This is a genomic window from Spirochaetaceae bacterium, from assembly GCA_009784515.1.
In the GTDB taxonomy this organism is placed as follows: Bacteria; Spirochaetota; Spirochaetia; order WRBN01; family WRBN01; genus WRBN01.
Genome location: WRBN01000121.1, coordinates 1 through 3,371, shown reverse-complemented (window position 1 = coordinate 3,371; position 3,371 = coordinate 1). Strand labels below are relative to the sequence as shown.

The 3,371-nt window shown below is 43.2% G+C and carries 4 protein-coding genes; all 4 read left to right on the top strand.

Annotation, left to right across the window (positions count from 1 at the left end):
- On the top strand, positions 1-966 hold a 966-nt coding region (locus FWE37_09400; protein ID MCL2521194.1), incomplete at its 5' end, for an ABC transporter substrate-binding protein.
- A gap of 244 nt (positions 967-1,210) precedes the next feature.
- The gene (locus FWE37_09395; protein MCL2521193.1) at positions 1,211-2,143 is read left to right on the top strand and encodes an ABC transporter permease; all 933 of its coding nucleotides are present in this window, start codon (positions 1,211-1,213) and stop codon (positions 2,141-2,143) included.
- A 13-nt stretch (positions 2,144-2,156) separates the two neighbouring features.
- Complete coding sequence (locus tag FWE37_09390; GenBank protein ID MCL2521192.1) at positions 2,157-3,254, top strand: ABC transporter permease; 1,098 nt, start codon at positions 2,157-2,159, stop codon at positions 3,252-3,254.
- Positions 3,255-3,264: 10 nt separating this feature from the next.
- A partial coding sequence (locus tag FWE37_09385; protein ID MCL2521191.1) for a peptide ABC transporter ATP-binding protein occupies positions 3,265-3,371 on the top strand: 107 nt, incomplete at its 3' end.

The following is a 3,371-nucleotide window of genomic DNA, read 5'->3' as shown; positions in this document are numbered from 1 at the left end:
TTTAATTTAGTAGAATGGGTGCCGCAAAACCGTATTGTAGCCGTACCTAACCCGCGTTATTGGGACAGCGAAAATGTGTTTATCGATAGGTTATCTTTTTTACCGATTGTTGACCAAAACGCCAGCTTAAACGCCTTTAGAAACGGCGAAGTAGACTGGGGTGTACACGGCAGCTTTCCTCCGCAGCTAATTGACGAATTAAGACTGCGCCCAGATTTTCATATTAACCCTTCTGTATTAACCGAAGCTTACGCCTTTAATGCCAGCCACGCAGCCGTAAGCGACCCACGCGTGCGCCGCGCTATAGCTATGGCTATTAACAGACGCGAACTTGTAGATTCGGTAACCCGTCAAGGCCAAACACCGGCCCGCGGCTGGGTGCCTATTAGTATGGCTAACTACGACCATATTCCCGATGAAGGTTTTTATAACCCGGAAGCCGCCCGCGCTTTATTAGCCGAAGCCGGCTTTCCCGGCGGACAAGGTTTTCCTACCATACAAGTTATATATAACACAGCCGAAACCCACCGGTTAAACGGCGAGTTTATTCAAGCTCAGCTGCGCGATAACTTAGGTATTACCTTAAATTTACAAAATATGGAATGGGGCAGCTTTTTAGAAAGCCGTATCTTCCCAACCACCATTATGTTTAGAATGGGGTGGATGGGCAGCGATGGCGACCCTATGTACTTTTTGCAAATTTTTGAAACCGGCGACAGCAACAATAACTTTAACTACAGTAACCCTGAATTTGACGCTTTGTTGCAATATGCCAGAACCTTACCCGATGGTCCGCAGCGTATGGCCGTTTTAAGGCAAGCCGAAGATATTGTTGTAGTGCAAGACCAAGTAATTGTGCCCTTACATTACGGGGTAAATAATAACCTAATCGACCTTTCTAAATGGGCCGGCTGGTATATTAACCCCTACGATTTGCACCCTTATGTAGGTATTAGACCTCGTTAATTAATTTAACATAAAAAAGAGGTGCTCTTTAGCACCTCTTTTTTATTTTTAACTTGACAGCTAATAAAATGAGCTTTAAAATATAGTAGCTTATTTTTGTTATTGATAAATTTAACAAAGTAAGATAATATAGCAAAAAGTAATAATCTGTAAACAATTTTTTTAATAAGGAGGGATTTTTGTGAAAATTAGTAAACAACTTGTTATTTGTCCCAAACTCACCCACAATGGAGGTAATAAATAAATGCTGCAATTTATTGTTAGGCGCTTTTTAAGCTTAATACCTACCATGTTTATTATTGTAACACTCGGTTTTGTTATTATTAGGGCGGCGCCGGGCGGCCCCTTTACTACCGAAGTTAATGTACCCGAAGTTATTTTACAACAACTAATGGACAAATTTCACTTAAACGAAAGCATACCGCGTCAGTACCTAAGATTTTTAGGCGATTTAATTTTTAGAGGCGATTTAGGCCCTTCTATGGTTAGCCGCGATTTTAATGTTAGCGAGCAAATTTCGCTGGCTTTACCGGTATCGGCCACACTTGGGCTAACGGCTTTAACACTCGCTTTACTTATGGGGGTAACTACCGGCCTCATTGCCGCCTTAAAACAAAATAGTATTATAGACTATTCGGCGATGTCGCTGGCCATTATGTGGATTAGCGTGCCTCTTTTTGTCATCGGCCCCATCTTTATTTTAGTTTTTGCCTTAAATTTAGGGTGGTTTCCCAGTCAGGGCTGGATAGACAGCCGGGCAGGTTTAATGGCTTTGGTTTTACCGGCCGTTACCTTAGCCTTGCCTAGCTTTGGTAGTTTTGCCCGTATTACGCGTACGGGGGTGATTGAAACCCTGCGCAGCGATTATGTGCGTACGGCTCGGGCTAAAGGGTTATCGGAATTTACCATCTTAACTAAGCACGTTTTAAAAGGAGCGTTACTGCCCGTTGTTACCATCTTAGGGCCAATGGTGGCCGGCTTGGTTACCGGCTCGGTCGTTATAGAAACCACCTTTAATGTGCCGGGCTTGGGCGGCCTTTTAATACGTTCTACCTTTAACCGCGACTATACCTTAATGATGGGCGGTATCATCACTTATTCGATGATATTAATAACAATGAACTTTATTGTAGATATTGTTTACGGCTTTATCGACCCACGTATATCTTACAAATAACAAGGATTAATAGATGAAAAAATTACCTTTTTTAGATAAAATAAAGCCGTCCAAAGGTTCGGCGACTACCAACGAATTTGAGCAAGAGCTTAAAGCTACCTCGCTTACTCAAGATGCATGGAAGCGTTTTAAGCGGCATAAAATGGGTATGTTTGGCTTTATTGTGGCTACTCTTTATATTATTATTGCCTTACTTACCCCCATTTTACCTTTTTATCCCTTCGAGCGGCAAATTTTAAGCCACGCTCATTTGCCGCCGTCTTTAAGGCCGGCCGGCGAAATAGCCCTAGAACGGCGCGAGGCTAACATCACCCGTTTAATGCAGCATCAAAACCGGACAGAACATTCGGCCGAAGAAGCTGCCGAACTGACGGCCCTGCGCGGTTTTGTGGAAGCTGCAAGGCTAGACCCCGACCATTTTGCTAACAATGTTTACCTTTTAGGTACAGATACCTTAGGGCGCGATATGCTCTCGCGTATTGTGCGCGGCGGCCGTATCTCTATCAGTATTGGTTTGCTTGGTACCATCACCTCCTTTTTAATTGGTATTTTTTACGGAGCCACCGCCGGCTATTTAGGCGGCCGTATAGATAACGTAATGATGCGTTTTGTTGATATTTTATACGGGTTGCCCTTTATGGTTATTGTTATCATTATTATGAGCTTTATCGGCGGGCGCAGCATAACTATTTTATTTGTAGCTATTGCTTTAATTTCGTGGCTGGGGATAGCGCGTTTGGTGCGCGGGCAAATTATCTCGCTTAAAAACGGCGAATTTGTGCAATCGGCCCGCTCTGCTGGCGCCGGCAATATGCGCATCATCACTAAACACTTATTACCTAACACTTTAAGTATTATCATTGTTTTTGGTACTATGAGTATACCCGGTTTTATTATGGCCGAAAGCTTTTTATCTTATCTTGGGCTGGGCGTTTCGGCGCCAATGGCTAGCTGGGGTTCGTTAATTAGTGATGGAGCCAGAGGCATGGAGATTTATCCTTGGTTATTAGTTGGCCCGGCAGTTACCATGACCTTATTTTTGTTCGCCATGAACTTTTTAGGCGATGGCTTACGCGATGCCTTTGACCCACAGGCTAAAAACCGAACTTAGGAGAAATTAAATGAACAAAGAAGTAGTACTTGATGTAAAAAATCTTGAGACGCATTTTTTTACCGATGTTGGCGTAGTAAAGGCTGTAAACGATGTATCTTTTACCTTGCACAAAGG